At 71.7% G+C, this 16,982-nt stretch carries 13 protein-coding genes; 6 read left to right on the forward strand and 7 right to left on the reverse strand.

Features of this window, described 5'->3' with window-relative positions:
• The first annotated feature begins 41 nt into the window (after positions 1–41).
• Positions 42–827, forward strand: a complete 786-nt coding sequence (locus ACOJVX_RS01530; RefSeq protein ID WP_026417606.1) for a type III pantothenate kinase — start codon at positions 42–44, stop codon at positions 825–827.
• Positions 828–861: 34 nt separating this feature from the next.
• Here ACOJVX_RS01530 and ACOJVX_RS01535 read toward each other — a convergent pair whose 3' ends face one another.
• Positions 862–1,641, reverse strand: coding sequence for a class I SAM-dependent methyltransferase (locus tag ACOJVX_RS01535; protein ID WP_026417605.1), 780 nt, complete (start codon positions 1,639–1,641; stop codon positions 862–864).
• A gap of 114 nt (positions 1,642–1,755) precedes the next feature.
• On the opposite strand from ACOJVX_RS01535, the gene lysS reads away from it, so the two are divergent.
• The 3 genes from lysS (at position 1,756) to ACOJVX_RS01550 (ending at position 5,298) form a co-directional block, all read left to right on the forward strand.
• Entirely contained in the window at positions 1,756–3,219 is a 1,464-nt protein-coding gene (gene lysS, locus ACOJVX_RS01540; protein WP_051313594.1) for a lysine--tRNA ligase, read from the forward strand.
• A gap of 173 nt (positions 3,220–3,392) precedes the next feature.
• Positions 3,393–3,743 (forward strand): histone-like nucleoid-structuring protein Lsr2, encoded by a 351-nt coding sequence (locus ACOJVX_RS01545; RefSeq protein ID WP_016700451.1) that lies wholly within the window; start codon positions 3,393–3,395, stop codon positions 3,741–3,743.
• A gap of 703 nt (positions 3,744–4,446) precedes the next feature.
• Positions 4,447–5,298, forward strand: a complete 852-nt coding sequence (locus ACOJVX_RS01550; RefSeq protein ID WP_103055820.1) for an ABC transporter ATP-binding protein — start codon at positions 4,447–4,449, stop codon at positions 5,296–5,298.
• A gap of 100 nt (positions 5,299–5,398) precedes the next feature.
• Here ACOJVX_RS01550 and ACOJVX_RS01555 read toward each other — a convergent pair whose 3' ends face one another.
• Complete coding sequence (locus tag ACOJVX_RS01555) at positions 5,399–6,283, reverse strand: (2Fe-2S)-binding protein (RefSeq protein WP_026417602.1); 885 nt, start codon at positions 6,281–6,283, stop codon at positions 5,399–5,401.
• A gap of 559 nt (positions 6,284–6,842) precedes the next feature.
• Between ACOJVX_RS01555 and ACOJVX_RS01560 the strand changes: the two genes are divergently transcribed.
• Both ACOJVX_RS01560 and ACOJVX_RS01565 read left to right on the forward strand, forming a co-directional pair.
• Positions 6,843–9,401: an ATP-dependent Clp protease ATP-binding subunit gene (locus ACOJVX_RS01560; protein WP_026417601.1), complete on the forward strand. Its 2,559-nt coding sequence runs from the start codon at positions 6,843–6,845 to the stop codon at positions 9,399–9,401.
• Positions 9,402–9,550: 149 nt separating this feature from the next.
• On the forward strand, positions 9,551–12,871 hold the full coding sequence (locus ACOJVX_RS01565; RefSeq protein ID WP_422647186.1) for an AfsR/SARP family transcriptional regulator: 3,321 nt from the start codon (positions 9,551–9,553) through the stop codon (positions 12,869–12,871).
• A 14-nt stretch (positions 12,872–12,885) separates the two neighbouring features.
• Here the strand turns inward: ACOJVX_RS01565 and ACOJVX_RS01570 are convergent, their stop codons facing one another.
• From ACOJVX_RS01570 to ACOJVX_RS01590, 5 genes are all read right to left on the reverse strand, one after another.
• Positions 12,886–13,698 (reverse strand): ABC transporter permease, encoded by an 813-nt coding sequence (locus tag ACOJVX_RS01570; RefSeq protein ID WP_418154278.1) that lies wholly within the window; start codon positions 13,696–13,698, stop codon positions 12,886–12,888.
• Positions 13,695–14,678, reverse strand: a complete 984-nt coding sequence (locus tag ACOJVX_RS01575; RefSeq protein WP_030106769.1) for a daunorubicin resistance protein DrrA family ABC transporter ATP-binding protein — start codon at positions 14,676–14,678, stop codon at positions 13,695–13,697. The genes ACOJVX_RS01570 and ACOJVX_RS01575 overlap by 4 nt, the downstream gene beginning before the upstream one ends.
• 416 nt (positions 14,679–15,094) lie before the next feature.
• A complete protein-coding gene (locus ACOJVX_RS01580; protein ID WP_030106770.1) occupies positions 15,095–15,925 on the reverse strand; it encodes an SIR2 family NAD-dependent protein deacylase in 831 nt (276 codons plus the stop codon).
• A complete protein-coding gene (locus tag ACOJVX_RS01585; protein ID WP_026417597.1) occupies positions 15,922–16,239 on the reverse strand; it encodes an antibiotic biosynthesis monooxygenase family protein in 318 nt (105 codons plus the stop codon). The genes ACOJVX_RS01580 and ACOJVX_RS01585 overlap by 4 nt, the downstream gene beginning before the upstream one ends.
• An 86-nt stretch (positions 16,240–16,325) precedes the next feature.
• A complete protein-coding gene (locus ACOJVX_RS01590; RefSeq protein WP_026417596.1) occupies positions 16,326–16,853 on the reverse strand; it encodes a 2'-5' RNA ligase family protein in 528 nt (175 codons plus the stop codon).
• Between the last annotated feature and the right edge of the window lie 129 nt (positions 16,854–16,982).

Below are 16,982 nucleotides of genomic sequence, written 5' to 3' on the forward strand. Positions count from 1 at the left end.
GAGACCGCTCGTAGCCGTGGATGAGGGAGAAGGGGCAACCGGTGCTGCTTGCCATCGACATCGGTAACACCAACATCGTGCTCGGCCTGTACACCGGCCGAGGGGCGGACGCCACGCTGCTGCGCGACTGGCGGATGCGTACCGACGCCAGGATGACCGCCGACGAGCTGGCGCTGACGATGCGGGGGCTGTTGGGCGAGCACGCGGATCGCATCACCGGCGTCTCCGCGTTGTCCACGGTGCCCGCGGTGCTCCGGGAACTCCGGGTGATGTTGGGCCGGTACTACTCGTCGGTGCCCCGGATGCTGGTGCAGCCGGGGGCGCGGACCGGTGTCCCGCTGCTCGTGGACAACCCCAAGGAGGTCGGCGGTGACCGGGTGGTGAACACCCTGGCCGCGCACCACCTGTACGGGACCGCCTGCGTGGTCGTCGATTTCGGAACCTCGACCAACATCGACGTCATCTCCGAGAAGGGGGAGTTCCTGGGCGGCGTGTTCGCGCCCGGGATGGAGATCTCGGTGGACGCGCTGGCCTCGCGCGCGGCGCAGCTCCGCAAGGTGGAGCTCGTCCGGCCGAGGGCGGTGATCGGCAAGAACACCGTCGAGTGCCTTCAGTCCGGCATCCTCTACGGCTTCGCGGCCCAGGTCGACGGCCTGGTGCGCCGCATCGTGGGTGAACTCAGGTCGGGCGGGGACACACCGGTCACCGTTATCGCGACGGGGGGACTGGCGCCGCTCATCGTGGGGGAGACGGAGACGATCGACCACCACGTCCCCGACCTCACCCTGGTCGGTCTCCGGCTGTTCTACGAACGCAACGTGCACTGAGCCGCTGCCCGCTCGTCAGCCGGGCGGCCGCCCGTCAGCGGCGGACCGCCCGGTTCACGACGGCGATCTGCGGGAGGTCGAACTCACCCTCGCGGGTCTCCGGCCTCCCGGCGAGGTAGGACCGGAGTTCGGCCCGCATCCGTTCTCGCTCGTCCGGGTCCTGGACCAGCACCCACGAGTGGGTGGAGATCATCTGGACCAGTGACTCGGCCGTGCGGCGGTGGGCGTGCTCGAAGCGGGCGGTCTCCACGGGCGCGAACCTCGGGTGCGCCGGGACGTAGTCCGGGTCCTCCTCGCTGATTCCCGGGCTGGGGATCCCGGTGCGCTGGAGACCCGCCACCCACTCCCGCCGGTCGTCGTTGTAGTTGGTGAGCGCCGCCACCACCCCGCCGGGCCGCAGGACGCGGGCGATCTCGTCCAGCGCCCTCGGCGCGTCGAACCAGTGGAAGGCCTGGCCGACCGTGACCGCGTCGACGGAGGCGTCAGGCAGGGGTAGGGCCTCGGCGTTGCCGTCGAGGACGCGCACGCCCGGCACCCGCCGGGTGAACTCGGCGCGGAGCCGGGGGTCCGGCTCGACCGCGACGGTCTCGGCGGCGAGCCCGCGCACGGACCGGGTCACCTTCCCCGTGCCCGCCGCGAGGTCCAGCACGGCGACGTGGGGTCTGGACAGGACCGGCTCGAGGGCCCAGCGCACCGCCAGGTCCGGGTAGCCGGGTCGGTGCTCGGCGTAGTCCTGGGCCACCTGCCCGAAGGAACCGGCCTGCGCGGCGTCCGAGCGTCGATCGTCGGCTGAGCCGACCGCAACGTGATCCACTCCGAGGATGGTATCCGGTTGGGGGTATTGGGGGGAAGGAACGTAGTCTGTTCCCCCGTGAACGGGCAGCCGGACAATGACACTGTGACCAGCGAGGACACCCTTCCCGAGCAGATGCGCGTGCGCCGCGAGAAGCGGGAGCGGATGCTTGCGAGCGGTATTGAGCCGTATCCGGTCTCGCTCCCCGTCACGCACGGCCTCGGGCAGGTGCGCGCGGAGAATCCCGATCTCGCCCCGGATACCTCGACTGGGCGGATTGTCGGGGTCGCCGGCCGGGTCATGTTCCTCCGAAACACCGGAAAGCTGTGTTTCGCCACGCTCCGTGCTGGTGACGGCGCGGAACTGCAGGCAATGGTCAGCCTCAAGCAGGTGGGGGAGGAGGCTTTGTCGGCCTGGAAGGCCGACGTCGACCTGGGCGACCACGTTTTCGTCTCCGGCGAGGTCATCACGTCCCGCCGGGGCGAGTTGTCCGTCCTGGTGGACGAATGGCGAATGGCCTCCAAGGCTTTGCGGCCGCTGCCGGTGGCCCACAAGGACCTGGCCGAGGAAACCCGGGTGCGGCAGCGCTACGTGGATCTCATCGTCCGCCGGCAGGCGGCGGAGACCGTGCGCACCCGGTCCGCCGTCGTGCGCTCCCTGCGCGAGTCCTTTCACGAGCGCGGCTACCTCGAAGTCGAGACGCCCATGCTCCAGACCCTCCACGGCGGGGCCGCGGCCCGGCCGTTCCTCACCCACTCGAACGCCTTCGACATCGACCTTTTCCTGCGGATCGCCCCCGAGTTGTATCTGAAGCGGTGCGTGGTCGGCGGAATCGAGCGGGTTTTCGAGATCAACCGCAACTTCCGGAACGAGGGCAGCGACTCCTCGCATTCGCCCGAGTTCGCCATGCTGGAGTTCTACGAGGCCTACGGCACCTACGACACGATGGCCGTCCTGACCCGCGAGCTCGTGCAGGAGGCGGCGACCAGGGTCTTCGGCACCCAGGTCGTCACGCTCGCCGACGGTTCCGAGTACGACCTGTCCGGTGAGTGGGCCTCGCTGACGATGTACGAGTCCCTCGCCGAGGCGGTGGGGGAGGAGGTCACCCCGGAGACCCCCGCCGAGCGACTGCGGACGTTGGCGGCCTCCCACGGACTCGACCTCGCCGGCGGCGGGGCGAAGCTCGGCCACGGCAAGCTCGTCGAGGAACTGTGGGAGCACCTGGTGGGCTCGGCGCTGCACGAGCCGACCTTTGTCCGGGATTTCCCGCTGGAAACCTCCCCGCTGACCAGGCAGCACCGGGACAAGCCCGGGGTCGCCGAGAAGTGGGACCTGTATGTGCGGGGTTTCGAGCTGGCGACCGGCTACTCGGAACTGGTCGACCCGGTCGTGGAACGGGAAAGGCTGCGGGAACAGTCCAGGCTGGCGGCGGCCGGGGACGAGGAGGCCATGCAGTTGGACGAAGACTTCCTGCGGTCACTGGAGTACGGAATGCCCCCCAGCGGCGGCACGGGAATGGGGATAGACCGCCTGTTGATGGCTTTGACCGGACTGGGCATCAGAGAGACCATCCTCTTCCCGCTCGTGCGCCCTGAATGAACCAGCGGAACTCGCTAGGCGGAGTGCGTCCTGCCGAAAACGCGTTAGTATTGTGGGAACAGCGACCGGTATTTTGATCGTCGCTACCGGTCGGGAACTGGTCCCGGAACCGGCATGGGCTGGCCCAGGGCGGGCCTGAGCCTTGAGCGAGCTTTTGGGGAAGGACGAGGACTATGGCGCAGAAGGTAACCGTCACTTTGGTCGACGATCTCGACGGCAGCGAGGCCGAGGAGACCGTTGACTTCGCACTCGACGGTGTCGCTTACCAGATCGACCTCTCGTCGAACAATGCCTCGCAGCTCCGCGACGCGCTGGCGAGCTACGTCCAGGGCGCCCGGCGTTCCGGTGGTCGTCGTCGCTCCGCTGGTCGGGCGCCCGCCGGCAGGAGCAACGGAAGCACCACCACCGCGGACCGCGAGCAGAACCAGGCGATCCGGGAGTGGGCCCGGAAGCGGGGGATGGAGGTCTCGGACCGGGGCCGGATCCCCGCCGAGGTGCTCGAGGCCTACAACAAGGCCAACTGATCGCCACCGGAGGTCGACCGCCCCAGCGGCCCTGCTCCACGGGCCCGCTGGGGCGAAGCGCGCTCCACCTGGCCGTGGTGTTCGGTTAGGCTCGCCTCACCAACGACGTCGGCTGGGTTGGGGGCTGCATGAGGTGGGGCGGGAGGGGGACGCCGGCGGTCGCGTCCGCTCGCGAACGGGCGCACGCCACGTCCACCTCGGACACCCGCGGCGGTAGCCCGCCGCCGGCTGTCGCCGTAGTGGACGCCGTCCGACCGAGGCTGGTCCTGGTCGGAACGGGGCCCCACGCGCCAGACGGCGTGCGGGCACCGGGGCATCGGGGCACGTCGACCCCGGCCGAGGGGCCAGACAGCCCCCCAACTCCCCGGAGTGGGCGGGTCGGGGGCCGGCGGCGCCGCCTCCCCACCGCCCGCGCCGCCTCCGGACTCCTGGTCGGTGCCGAGTCCCGCGTGAACACGGAGGAGCTCGCGGGTCCTGGCGCGGGTGGGACCACCGCCGTGGGCGCCCTGCCGGTCGACCGATCCCGGTGTGGAGCGGGCCGGAGCACCCGGCTCGCGGCTTCGCCGGTGCGGGGGGCACCCGGCCACGAGCTACCTCGGCCGGCTCGGTGTGACGCCGGGGACGCGCGAGGTGCGTCCACCCCTCGGGGACGGCTGGTCGCTGTCGCCGGAGGAGGCGGTGGCGGGGTCCGGGAGGGGGGAGCATGACCAGGCCGGTCCCGGCGCGGCCCCGTTCCCATGACCGACCTGGTCCACCGGACGCCCGGCTGGGCGCGCGGTCGTTGCGGCTGTCCTACGGCGAGCGGGTCGTGGTCCACGACCTGGACCTGGACGTGCTCGACAACACGGTGACGGCCGTCATCGGCCCGAACGGGTGTGGGAAGTCCACCCTCCTCCGGGCGCTGGGCCGGCTCCTGACCCCGGCCGAGGGCACGGTCCTCCTCGACGGGAAGCGGATCGACCGGCTACCGACTCGCGAGGTGGCCCGGGTCCTCGGCATCCTCCCGCAGTCACCGACCGCTCCGGACGGCCTGACCGTGGCGGACCTCGTGGCCAGGGGGAGGCACCCGCACCAGTCCTGGTACCGCCAGTGGTCCTCCGCCGACGAGGAGGCGGTCGCCGATGCGCTGCGCATGACGGGGATGGAGCGGCTGGCTGATCGGGCCCTCGACGAACTCTCGGGTGGGCAGCGGCAGCGGGCGTGGATCTCGATGGCGCTCGCCCAGGGCACCGAGCTGCTCCTGCTCGACGAACCCACCACCTACCTGGACCTCGCGCACCAGATCGACGTGCTCGACCTGGTGGAGCGGTTGCACACGACCAGGGGACGAACGGTCGTGATGGTGCTGCACGACCTGAACCTGGCCGCCCGGTACGCGCGCCGACTGGTCGCGATGCGCGGTGGTGAGGTGGTCGCCGAGGGGGAACCGGCCGAGGTGCTCACCGAGGACCTGCTGTTCCACGTCTTCGGGCTCGACGCCAGGGTCATCGAGGACCCGGTGTCCGGGACGCCGCTGGTGGTGCCCGTCGGGGCACGCCATCGCACGACCGTCTAGCGCCACCGGCCGGGCCCGAGCGCATCCCGAGCTTCAGGGGGTGGGGAACGGTCACGACCGCCGGTTCGGAACGGCCACCGCCCCCCAGCCGGGTACCTCCTCAGTCGCCACCCCGGCGGACCCGGTCCGCCCGTTCCGCGTCGGAGACCCGGGGGCAGGTCACGCAGGCCCGCTCGACCCCGGGGAGCGCGTAGTGGAAGCAGCAGCTCTGCCGGCGTCGGGTCCAGTGCTGGCCGTTGTCCTCGCCCGTCACCGAGTAGAGGGTCGACCCCGAGGTGAGGGGGTCGGTGTCCGAGCACCCGAGCACCAGCGAGGCGTCGCCGACGCCGGCCCCCTCGTCACCACCCAGCCGCCCCGCGTTCCAGAGGGCGGTGTCGAGCACGTCCGTCGCGGCGGCCCACAGGGTGCGGCGACCGAGCCGGGTGTGGGGGGCGAAGGCCGTGACGAACCGGGCCGCGTGGTCGACGAAGCGCGCGCGGAGCAGCGCGGCCAGCGCCCGCTCGTCGGCCACCACCGTCGCCCGCGCCGTACCGGCCGCCGGGTCGTCGGGCAGGCAGGCGAACCCCTCGCTGAGCAGGGCCACGCCGTCGACGTGCGGGCGGGAGTCCGCGAGCCGGAACGCCAGGTCCGCCGGCCGGAGGTGCGGAACCCGCCGGGCGGTGTGGAAGAGCATGCCGGCCAGGAACCCCGGTGCGTGCAGGTACCAGCTCATCAGGTACCCGGAGGTCGTGCGGTCCGGGGACTCACCGAAACGTTCCCGTAGCCAGTCGCCGAGCCGCGCCTGCCAGGACGGGAAGAACCCGGGGTCGGCGAGCGCCCGCGCGCAGCCGACCCACGTCTCCCCCTCCTCCGGTGGGGCGCCGAAGCGCAGGGCCATCCAGCTGGGAGCCCGCGTCGCCTCGATGGAGTGGGCGATCGTCGTGCCGGGCTCGGGGGCGGGCGGAGCGCTCCGGTGACCCGCCCGGACGCGGGTGAGCATGCTCACGACGTCACCTCCGGCTCGTTCCGCCACCTGGTGTTGGTTCACCCGATGGGTTCCTCGTCTCCTCTGGCCCTGTCCTCCCGGGTACCCGGCGGCCGGCTGTTCCTCCTCGGTTCCGCCCGGCGGTCGGGGCAGGGTTGCCTAACCTTATCCCCGAGGGGTGGCGTGGTGCGCGACCCGGTACCGCCAGCGCGTTCGCCGGGGTCCAGCGGCACGGGGCTCCCCGCCGGGAGTCGGGATGGGACGGCGGGTCCGCCAGGGCACCGAGCGGCGGCTCGGGCCACCCGAGGTCGGACGCGCGCGCCGGTGGCGACCGCGTGTTCGCTCTGGGCGGACAGCCGGCACAACCCAGCGTGACCAGGAATTCAGGGCGGCCCCGGCCCGTTGAACCCGCTGTCGGACGTGTGACGGCCGCTTTCCGGAGCTAACGGAAGCACGCCGCAGCGAGAATGCCTACTACAGTGGTCGTAGGGTGCCGACCTCGTCGCAGAGCGCCAGTGGGGCTGCGTGTCACTGCCTGGGGCGAGTTGGAAGCCGCTGTCGCCGCTGTCAGGGAGTGCGAATGTTCGAAAGATTCACCGACCGCGCGAGGCGGGTTGTCGTCCTGGCCCAAGAAGAGGCCAGGATGCTGAACCACAACTACATCGGCACTGAACACATCCTCCTGGGCCTGATCCACGAGGGTGAGGGTGTCGCCGCCAAGGCGCTGGAGTCGCTGGGGATCGCCCTGGAGGGCGTGCGCCAGCAGGTCGAGGAGATCATCGGCCAGGGTCAGCAGGCTCCCAGCGGGCACATCCCGTTCACGCCGCGCGCCAAGAAGGTGCTGGAGCTGTCGCTGCGGGAGGCGTTGCAGCTCGGCCACAACTACATCGGTACCGAACACATCCTGCTCGGCCTCATCCGCGAGGGTGAGGGCGTGGCGGCGCAGGTGCTGGTGAAGCTCGGCGCGGACCTCAACCGCGTCCGCCAGCAGGTGCTGCAGCTGCTGTCCGGCTACCAGGGCAAGGAGCCGGCCGAGACCGCCGGTCGTGGTGAGGGCACCCCGTCCTCGTCGCTGGTGCTCGACCAGTTCGGTCGCAACCTGACCTCCAGCGCCCGCGAGGGCAAGCTGGACCCGGTGATCGGCCGGGACAAGGAGATCGAGCGGGTCATGCAGGTGCTGTCCCGCCGGACGAAGAACAACCCCGTCCTCATCGGTGAGCCGGGCGTCGGCAAGACCGCCGTCGTCGAGGGGCTGGCCCAGCAGATCGTGCGGGGCGAGGTTCCCGAGACGCTGAAGGACAAGCAGCTCTACACCCTCGACCTGGGCTCGTTGGTCGCCGGTTCCCGTTACCGGGGTGACTTCGAGGAGCGCCTGAAGAAGGTGCTCAAGGAGATCCGCACCCGGGGCGACATCATCCTGTTCATCGACGAGCTGCACACGCTCGTCGGAGCGGGCGCCGCCGAGGGCGCGATCGACGCCGCCAGCATCCTCAAGCCCATGCTGGCCAGGGGTGAGTTGCAGACGATCGGCGCCACCACCCTCGACGAGTACCGCAAGCACGTCGAGAAGGACCCGGCGCTGGAGCGCCGCTTCCAGCCCATCCAGGTGGGCGAGCCCTCGCTGGACCACACCATCGAGATCCTCAAGGGCCTGCGGGACCGCTACGAGGCCCACCACCGCGTGTCCATCACCGACTCCGCGCTGGTCGCGGCGGCCACCCTGGCCGACAGGTACATCAACGACCGCTACCTGCCGGACAAGGCGATCGACCTGATCGACGAGGCGGGCGCCCGGATGCGGATCCGCCGGATGACGGCGCCGCCGGACCTGCGCGAGTTCGACGAGAAGATCGCCGACGTCCGCAGGGACAAGGAGTCGGCGATCGACGCGCAGGACTTCGAGCGGGCCGCCAGGCTGCGCGACGAGGAGAAGCAGCTTCTCGCGCAGAAGGGCGAGCGCGAGAAGCAGTGGAAGTCCGGTGACCTGGACGTCGTGGCGGAGGTCGACGACGAGCAGATCGCCGAGGTCCTCGGCAACTGGACCGGCATCCCGGTCTTCAAGCTGACGGAGGAGGAGACCACCCGCCTGCTCCGGATGGAGGACGAGCTGCACAAGCGGATCATCGGCCAGGAGGACGCCGTGAAGGCGGTCTCCCAGGCGATCCGCCGCACGCGGGCCGGGCTGAAGGACCCCAAGCGCCCCTCCGGCTCGTTCATCTTCGCCGGGCCGTCCGGTGTGGGGAAGACCGAGCTGTCCAAGGCGCTGGCGAACTTCCTGTTCGGTGAGGACGACGCGCTCGTCCAGATCGACATGGGCGAGTTCCACGACCGCTACACCGCCTCGCGGCTGTTCGGTGCTCCTCCCGGCTACGTCGGCTACGAGGAGGGCGGGCAGCTCACCGAGAAGGTGCGCCGCAAGCCGTTCTCCGTCGTGCTGTTCGACGAGATCGAGAAGGCGCACCAGGAGGTGTACAACACGCTGCTCCAGGTGCTGGAGGACGGCCGCCTGACCGACGGTCAGGGCCGGACGGTGGACTTCAAGAACACCGTCATCATCTTCACCTCCAACCTGGGCACGCAGGACATCTCCAAGGCGGTGGGCCTCGGGTTCTCCGGCAGCGGGGAGCAGGGCTCGAACTACGAGCGGATGAAGCAGAAGGTCAACGACGAGCTGAAGAAGCACTTCCGCCCGGAGTTCCTGAACCGGATCGACGACATCATCGTCTTCCACCAGCTGACCGAGTCCGAGATCGTTCGGATGGTGGACCTGATGGTGACCCGCGTCGAGACGCAGCTCAAGAACAAGGACATGGCGCTGGAGCTGACCGAGAAGGCCAAGAAGCTCCTGGCCAAGCGGGGCTTCGACCCGGTGTTGGGTGCCAGGCCGCTGCGGCGGACGATCCAGCGGGAGATCGAGGACCAGCTGTCGGAGAAGATCCTGTTCGGCGAGCTGCAGCCGGGTCAGATCATCATCGCCGACGTCGAGGGCTGGGACGGCGAGGACAAGCGCGACGACGAGGCCCGCTTCGTCTTCCGCGGCGAGACCAAGCCGGTCGAGGTCCCGGACTCCCCGCCGGTGGAGCTGTCCGGCTCGGGTGGGTCCAGCACCGAGAACCAGAACGACACCGAGAACGACTGATCCCGGCACGAGGCCGGAGGAGGCCCCGCCGACACCCGTCGGCGGGGCCTCCCGCATGCGGTGGGTCGGGCCTCCTCGTTGCCTCGCGAACGTCGCCGCCCCCGAGCGGCGGGGGTCGGGTGGTGGGCGGCGCATGACAGGCTGGCCCCATGCGCGTGGCGATGCTCGGAACGCTGGAGGTGCGCACCGGCGACGGCGGCGTCGCGGAGATCGGCGGTCGCTTGCTCAGGGTGCTGCTCGTCCGGCTGGCGCTCGACGTCGGGCGCTCGGTACCCGTGGATACCCTGCTGACCGACCTGTGGGCTGGTGATCCTCCGGCGGGAGGCGCGAACGCCGTCCAGACCCTGGTCGCACGACTACGCCGCTCGCTGCGACCGCACGGGGCGGCGGAGGCGATCCGGTCGGGAGGCGGCGGCTACTGGCTCGACCTGGACCCGAGCGACGTGGACATCCCGCGCGCCGAACGGCTCGCCGCTCGCGGCCGGTCGGCGGCCAGGGCCGGGGAGACGGCCGGCGCGGCGCGGAGCCTCACCGAGGCGCTGTCGTGCTGGCGCGGACGGCCGCTGGCGGACCTCCCGCCGTTGCCCTTCGTCGAGGAGGCCCGCCACCAGCTGGTCGAGAGCCACCTCACCCTCACCGAGGACTGGGCCGAGGCCCGGTCCGCTCTGGGGGACTTCGCCGAGGTGGTGCGCGGGCTGGAGCCGTTGGTGCGTGAGTGGCCACTGCGCGAGCGACTGGCGGGCGCGCTGATCGAGGCCCTCGCGGCGGTCGGACGGCTGGCGGACGCCCTCGCCACCTACGACCGCCTCCGCCGCGCCCTCGCCGAGGAGCTCGGTGTCGATCCCTCACCTGCCCTGCGAGGCCTGCACCTCCGCCTGCTGCGGTCGGACCGGCCCAGCTCGGAGACCGAACGCGAGGTGTCGAGCGCCGCCGGGACGCGCCCCGAGCTCCCACCCGCGCGGCGGTCGCGTGGCGGACCTCGGGTGCCGGTCACGAGTTTCGTCGGGCGGGAGGCCGAGTTCGAGGTCGCCCTGGAACTCCTCGACCGGTCCAGGCTCGTCACCCTGGTGGGGCCGGGCGGTGCGGGGAAGACCCGGATGGCGACGGAGCTCGTCGGAGCGATCGGCACCCCGGCCCCCTCCTCGGGGCCGGACGACCAGGGAGACCCGGGCGAGGCCGTCTTCGTGGAACTCGCTCCCGTCGGCGACCCGGCCGAGTTGGTGGACGCCCTGGTCAACGCCCTCGATGTCCGCAAGACCGCGTTGATGCCCGCGCAGGCGGGATGGCGGCAGCCCATCGTCGAACTGGTCGACGTGCTCGCCAGCCGGCCGTCGTTGCTCGTGCTGGACAACTGCGAGCACCTGGTCGACGCGGTCGCCCCCCTCGTCGCGGACCTGCTCGCCAGGTGTCCCCGGCTCCGGGTGCTCGCCACCAGCAGGGAAGCCCTGGTCGTGCCAGGGGAGGCCCTGTGCCAGATCGGGTCCCTGGGTGTTCCCGACGACAGGGCGGACGACGCCGAGATCCGCCAGTCGCCGGCGGTCCGGCTCTTCGCCGACCGGGCAGCCGCCGTGTCGCACGGGTTCCGGTTGACCGACGAGAACGTCGAGGCGGTCGCTGACGTGTGCCGCCGACTCGACGGGCTCCCGCTGCCGATCGAACTCGCCGCCGCCCGACTGCGGTCGATGACCCTCCGCCAACTCGTCGACCGGTTGGACGACCGGTTCCGCCTGCTCGCCGCCGGCGCCCGCTCCGCGTTGCCCCGGCACCGCACCCTGCGCGCCGTGGTGGAGTGGAGCTGGGATCTGCTGCTGCCGCAGGAGCGGGTGTTGGCCCGGCGGCTCGCGGTGTTCGCCAACTCCGCCACCGTGGAGTCGGCCACCGAGATCTGCGCCGGCGAGGACCTGCCCTCCGACGACATCTTCTACCTGCTCACCTCGCTGGTGGACAAGTCGCTGGTCGACATCGTCGACGACCACGCCGGCCGCGGCCGGTACCGGATGTTGGAGACGGTCCGCGCCTACGCGGCGGAGCGGTTGCGGGACGCGGGGGAGGACGGCCGGCTCCGGGCCACGCACGCCCGGTACCACCTCCGGCTCGCCCAGTGGGCCGACCGCCTGCTGCGGGGCCAGGACCAGCTCACGGCGATCGCGGCGGTCCACGCCGAGCACGACAACCTGCACGCCGCGCTCCGCTGGGCGGTGGAGACGTGTGAGGCGGACCTCGCGCTCGAGTTCGGCATCGCCCTGGGCTGGTACTGGTGGCTCTTCGCCAACGAGCCGGAGGCCGCCGCCCGGATCGCGGAGATCCTCCGGGTCGCCGACGAAGCGGATGTCGAGGGGACAGCGACCGACCCCGCGGCCCGCGCGGCGCTCCGCGCGATGCACGCGGTCCTCCGGGCGACCTTCGCCGAAGCGGTGGGACCTGACTGGGGCGAGCTGCACCGGGCCTGCCGGGAAACGGAGGCGATGCTGCGATACCCGGTGCTGACCATGATCGAGCCGGTGCTCGCCCTCTACGCCGGGCGGCCGGAGGCCGCCCATGCCAGCCTGGCGAGGGCGTCCGCCTCACCGGACGCCTGGGCGCGGGCCATCACCCAGTTGAACCGGCTGTTGCTGCTGGAGATCGAGGGGCGGTTCGAGGACATCCGGGCGGCGGGGGACGAGGTGGTCCGGGCCCTCACCGCCGTCGGCGATCGCTGGGGGACCAGCCGGGCGTTGTTCACCCAGCTTGTCCAGCAGTCCCTCGAAGGGGACCACGAAGCGGTGCTGCGCACCGGCGAGCGCATCCTGGCGCTGGTCACGGAACTCGGTGCCGAGCCCGACATCGTCCACGTGCGGGTGTGCATGGCCCAGGAGAAGATCCGCGCCGGCCGGCTCGACGAGGGGGAACGGGAGGTCCGCGAGCAGTTGGCCGCCTCGCTCCGCGCCGGGCGTTCCAGCCTGGAGGCGGGGGCGCGGTGCCTGCTCGCTCAGGTGCACCGCCATCGGGGGCACCACGTCCAGGCGAGGGAGGAGCTGGCGAGGGCCAGGTCACGGTTGCGGGTCCAGCGGCACGAGCTCTCCCAGCAGTTCGTCGGCCTCGTGATGCTCGAGGAGGCGTTGCTGGCGCTGGGGGAAGGCAGCCCGGGTGCCGCCAGGGCGTCCGCCGACGAGGTGCTGGCCCGCTTCACCCGCCCCTACGAACGTCCGATGATCTCGGTGGCCGCCGAGATCCACGCCGAGGTGGCGCTGCGAACGGGCGATCCGGCGGGAGCCGCCCGGCTGTTGGGCGTGTCGCACGCGCTGCGGGGGACCCTGGACGAGGGGAACCCCGACCTGCGCCGGGTGCGGGAGGGGGTGCGGGCCGCGTTGGGGGATGACGAGTGGCACCACCACTTCTGGTCGACGGCCAGCCTCGGCCAGGCGAAGGCCGAGGAGGTGCTGCGGGCCGGGAGGTCGGGGTCGTTGCCCGACGCTCCCGGCCTCGGCTGAGGTACGGCGGGTGTTCAGCCGCGGCTGAGCCGCCGCCGGTAGGCCCAGGACGCCGCGGGGAACAGCACCAGCAGCAGGCCGGCCATCCACAGCAACGACGCCACCATCGGTCCGGCGACCTCCCCGCCGATCATCAGCCCACGGGCGGTGTCCGAGAGCTGGGTGATGGGGCTGATGTTCACCCAGGCCTGGAGCCACCCTGGCATGGTCTCGGTGGGCGCGAAGATGTTGCTGCCGAACATCAGCGGCCAGATCACGACCATCGACATGCCCATCACGGCCTGCGGGCTGCGGACCAGCATCGCGAGCAGCACCGACAGCCAACAGATCGACAGGCCGAACGCGATCACCAGCAGTACCGCGACCAGCACCGACACCGGGTCGGTCGTCGCCCGGAAACCGAGCAGCATCCCGAATCCCAGCAGCACCGCCAGGGAGACCGCGTACCGGACGATGTCTCCGAGAACCGCGCCCACCAGGGGAGCGGACCGGGCGATCGGCAGGCTGCGGAACCGGTCGAACACCCCCTTGGAGATGTCCTGGCTCAACGCGAACCCGGTGCCGAGGCTGGCGGTCAGGGCGATCATCACCATCAGCCCGGGCAGGACCAGCTGGAGGTAGGCGTCCGTGCTCCCCGCGATCGCCCCACCGAAGAGGTAGACGAACATCAGCAGCATCAGGATCGGCTGGAGGGTGACGTCGAGCAGGGTCTCCGGGGACTTCCGGATCTTGGCGACGCTGCGGCCGGCGAGGATCAGGCCGTGCCTGACCATGCTCCCGGGCCGGGAGCCGGAACGGGCGGGTGGGGACACGACGGCGCTGCTCATGCCAGGTTTCCTTCCTTGACCGGTTCCTCGGTGATCTCCTCGGGCCCGGTCGTCCTCCCGGTCAGCGCCAGGAACACGTCGTCGAGGCTCGGCAGGCGCAGGGCCAGCTCGTCGGCGACCACCCCGGCGGCGTCGAGCCTGCGGACCAGCGTCGACAGCACGACGGGGTCCTCCACCGGCACCGTGAGGAGGTTGCTCTCCTCGTCACGGTGCGGCGCCCGACCGACGAGGTCGGTCAGGATGCCAGCGACGGTGTCCAGGTCGGCTGGCAGGCTCGTGCGCACCTGGAGGGACTGGCCCCCCGTCCTCCGCTTGAGCTCGTCCGCCCGCCCCTCCGCGACCACCCGGCCCTGGTCGATGACGGTGATCCGGTCGGCGAGCCGGTCAGCCTCCTCCAGGTACTGCGTGGTCAACAGCACGGTCACCCCCTCGTCCGCCAGCGAACGGACCATCGACCAGACCTGGTTGCGGCTGTGGGGGTCGAGGCCGGTGGTCGGCTCGTCCAGGAAGAGCACCTGGGGGCGGCCGACCAGGCTCGCCGCGAGGTCGAGCCGCCGGCGCATCCCACCCGAGTAGCCCTTGGCTGGCCGTCCGCCGGCGTCGGACAGCTCGAACTGTTCCAGCAGTTCCTCCGCCCTGGCCCTCGCGGACCGCCGGTTCATGTCCAACAGGCGCCCGATGAGGGCGAGGTTCTCCAGGCCGGTCATCTCCTCGTCGAGCGCCGCGTACTGCCCGGTGAGGCCGATGATCTCCCGGACGCGGAGCGGTTGACGGCTGACGTCGAAGCCGCCGACCGACGCCTGCCCCCCGTCCAGGCGGAGCAGGGTCGCGAGAATCCGGACGGCGGTCGTCTTCCCCGCGCCGTTCGGCCCCAGCAGGCCCGCGATGCTGCCGGCGGGCACCGACAGGTCGACCCCTGCGAGAGCGGTGTGCTCCCGGTACCGCTTCACCAGGCCTTCGGCCTGGATCGCATACGACATGCTTTCCTCCCCTTGGGTGTTCGTCCGCCACCCTGCCCCCCGGAGCTGGCGGACCGCGCACAGCCCGCTGTCACCGTTCGTCCCCCTGCTGTGCGCAGCTACCCGGATGACTGGTGGATCTGACCCGGCAGTCGTACACCGACGGCGACACGACTGGCTGGCCGTCACCCCGTGGGGGACGGCGTCAGGGGCGGGCGAGCGGGCGCGGCAGGACGAGCGGAGCGGTGCGTGAGGGCGGCGGTCGCCGCCCTCACGGGTGGCGGTGGGCGCAGGCTACCCGCGTACCGGCCCTGATCGCCGTTCCACGCCGGGAACGCGGCCGAGTGGGAGGTCCGACGGGGACGCGGATGGCGGTCGCGGACCGGACCGGGCAGGGGGCGGCGACTCGGCAGGGGAGACGTCGGGAGGCGTTCACCTCACCGCAGGAGGTCGTCGAGCGCCCGGAGGGTGTCGAGGGCCGGCCCGGGCAGCGACACGCCCCGGCCGTGCCGCACCTCCGCCTCCCGAGGGTTGACGCGCACCAGGGCACCCGTGGCCGCGCTCGCGAGTTCGGCCTGACGTCGAACGGTCGGAACGGCGGTGCCCGCTCCCACCTCCACGACGACGAGCCTGGCCCTCCGGAGCTCGCGCCGCCACCGCACGTACTCGGACATCACCGCCTCGGTCCGGGTGCCGAGCCAGGCGCCGTCCCCGAACATCAGGATGTTCGGGCGGGCCACCGCGCCGCAACGCGGGCAGGTCGGGAGCGGCGACGACGCGCGCATCGTCTCCGCGTCCACCGTGAGCCGGACATCGTCCGCCGGCCACACGTCCGGCCCGCAGGGAACACCGCACTGGAGGTGGTGGATCGAGCCGTGGCACTCGACGACCTCGTCCTCCGGAAAACCCGCCCGTTGGAACTGCCCGTCGACGTTGGAGGTGAAGACACGGACGCCCCCGAGCAGGTCCGCGCCCCAGGACCGCAGCACCCCGAAGCCCGCGTGCGGCAGGGTCGACCGGTACAGCTCGAGGCGGTGGCCGTAGAAGCCCCACGCCAGTTCCGGGTCGGCGTCGAAGTGGACCGGGTCGGCCAGCTCGACGAAGTTCACCCCGAGGCGGCGGTAGGGCGGGTAGGCACGCCAGAACCCCTCGTCCCCCCGGAAGTCCGGGAGGCCGGAGTCGACGCCCATGCCCGCCCCGGCGCAGACCAGCAGCGCCTCGGCGCCGCGCAGGAGTTCGGCGGCGCGGTGCAGGTCGTCCTTCGTCATCCCTGCCCGGCGGAGGGTTCCACGTGCTGGACCACCTCGAACTCCAGGAGGTCCGCCCCGCTGGCGACCGGCTTCGCCCGTTCCCCGGAGTGCGCCTCCTTCGCCGGCCCCCCGGCCCAGGCCTGGAAGTCCTCCTCCGTCTCCCACCGGGTGTAGACGAAGTACCTGGTGTCCCCGCTGACCGGGCGGAGCAGTTCGAAGCCGAGGAAACCGGGAGCCTTCTCGACCGCGCCGGCCCTGGCGGCGAACCGCTTCTCCAGCTCCGGGCCGGCGCCCTCGGGAACCTCGATCGCGTTGATCTTCACGACTGCCATGCCACGACCGTACCGGGGAACCGGGCAGGTGACGGCGGATGTTCGGGGTCGGGCGCCCACCCGGCCGACGTCCCGGTGCCCGTCGGTCATCTCGCGAGGAGCGTCGAGACCTTCCCGGTGACCGTGTCGACGATCCCCACGCCGCTGACCCTGGCGTGGATCGCGGGCACCGGGCGCAGGGCGGCGAACCCGGCCACCAGCTGCTCGCCGGTGATCCCCATGGCCAGCGTGCAGTGCGGGACCCACGAACCGGGCAGGTAGTACGCGGAGGGTTGCCGCACGCCACCGGCGAGCACGTCATGCACGGCGGAATGCACCGCGAGCAGTTCGACGTCCACCATCGCCCCGAGCATGAGCACGTCCTCGCTGGTCGTGAAGGTGCCCACGGTGTGCAGCCAGAGGTCGGGCAGGTGGATCCGGTCCAGTTCCCCGGCGAGCTCCCGGCGGATGGGCACTGGGAACGCGGCCCCCATCGCCAGGGTCAGGTGCGGCCGGTGCTGCCCGTGGCCCAGCCGAGCGAGACTGGGCACCCCGGCCCGCTCCAAGCGTTCCCACAGCACCCGAACGGCCCGTTCGGCCTCGTCGTCGAAGTAGAACACCAGTGCCTCCGCCACGAGGCGCAGTGTGCCCCGGCGAGGCGGCCCCCGGTGGCCGGATCGGTGAATCCACCCGAACGGCGCGCGCGCACCCGGGGCGGCGGCGGGCGGCCGCTCACCCGCGTTCCCCGGTGGGACCAGGGTGGC

The sequence above is a fragment of the Actinoalloteichus caeruleus genome (genome assembly GCF_049311605.1).
Classification (GTDB): domain Bacteria; phylum Actinomycetota; class Actinomycetes; order Mycobacteriales; family Pseudonocardiaceae; genus Actinoalloteichus_B; species Actinoalloteichus_B caeruleus.

What these genes read in the sequence shown, in the direction of transcription:
- ACOJVX_RS01560 (WP_026417601.1), top strand. Translation starts at nt 6,843, where the DNA reads ATGTTCGAAAGATTCACCGACCGCGCGAGGCGGGTTGTCGTCCTGGCC.
- ACOJVX_RS01575 (WP_030106769.1), bottom strand. Translation starts at nt 14,678, where the DNA reads ATGTCGTATGCGATCCAGGCCGAAGGCCTGGTGAAGCGGTACCGGGAG.
- ACOJVX_RS01565 (WP_422647186.1), top strand. Translation starts at nt 9,551, where the DNA reads ATGCGCGTGGCGATGCTCGGAACGCTGGAGGTGCGCACCGGCGACGGC.
- lysS (WP_051313594.1), top strand. Translation starts at nt 1,756, where the DNA reads ATGCGCGTGCGCCGCGAGAAGCGGGAGCGGATGCTTGCGAGCGGTATT.
- ACOJVX_RS01580 (WP_030106770.1), bottom strand. Translation starts at nt 15,925, where the DNA reads ATGACGAAGGACGACCTGCACCGCGCCGCCGAACTCCTGCGCGGCGCC.
- ACOJVX_RS01585 (WP_026417597.1), bottom strand. Translation starts at nt 16,239, where the DNA reads ATGGCAGTCGTGAAGATCAACGCGATCGAGGTTCCCGAGGGCGCCGGC.
- ACOJVX_RS01570 (WP_418154278.1), bottom strand. Translation starts at nt 13,698, where the DNA reads ATGAGCAGCGCCGTCGTGTCCCCACCCGCCCGTTCCGGCTCCCGGCCC.
- ACOJVX_RS01545 (WP_016700451.1), top strand. Translation starts at nt 3,393, where the DNA reads ATGGCGCAGAAGGTAACCGTCACTTTGGTCGACGATCTCGACGGCAGC.
- ACOJVX_RS01550 (WP_103055820.1), top strand. Translation starts at nt 4,447, where the DNA reads ATGACCAGGCCGGTCCCGGCGCGGCCCCGTTCCCATGACCGACCTGGT.